Annotated in this window: 1 tRNA gene and 1 rRNA gene; both read left to right on the top strand. The window is 42.7% G+C overall.

The annotated features are described in order from the left end of the window. Window positions 1-50 precede the first annotated feature (50 nt). Window positions 51-127 (top strand) — tRNA-Ala (locus SKC38_RS12435). Window positions 128-445: 318 nt separating this feature from the next. Continuing rightward, a 23S ribosomal RNA gene (locus SKC38_RS12430) occupies window positions 446-541 on the top strand; the annotation flags it as partial.

Raw genomic sequence — 541 nt, 5'->3', positions numbered from 1 at the left:
AGAAATGAAGGCATGTGGGTAAGAGCAATAGATTAAGCAAAACAATCCCTGGGGGATTAGCTCAGCTGGCTAGAGCACCTGCCTTGCACGCAGGGGGTCAACGGTTCGAATCCGTTATTCTCCACCAGAGTTTAATTAGAGTTAAGATTAAGAGTTTAGAAGTAAGAGTTAAGAGTTTAGAATTAAGAGTTAAGGATTAAGCGAACGAGTTTAATCAACAGATTGAAAGAAGTACCAAGGGTCACACAGATAACTGGCCACTGACTACTGATTACCACCCCTACCCTTTCCAACTGTGGGAAGCAAGAAGCGGGAGCGCTGTGAATGCGATGGACTTGTCTATCAAAATTCACACAAGGTTCTTTGACATATTGTGAGAATAAAGTAAAGAGTAAGAGCAAATTAGAATTATTGAATCCTTCGGGATGAAGATATTTTATAAAAGAGTAAGTGAATTAAGGGCGTATGGGGGATGCCTAGGCTCTTGGAGGCGATGAAGGACGTGTTAAGCTGCGATAAGCTTCGGGGAGGTGCACAAGAC

It is taken from the genome of Aquirufa echingensis (genome assembly GCF_042714525.1).
Classification (GTDB): Bacteria; Bacteroidota; Bacteroidia; order Cytophagales; family Spirosomataceae; genus Aquirufa; species Aquirufa echingensis.
Note: the sequence above shows the minus strand (reverse complement) of the source record. Positions and strands in the feature narration are given on the sequence as shown.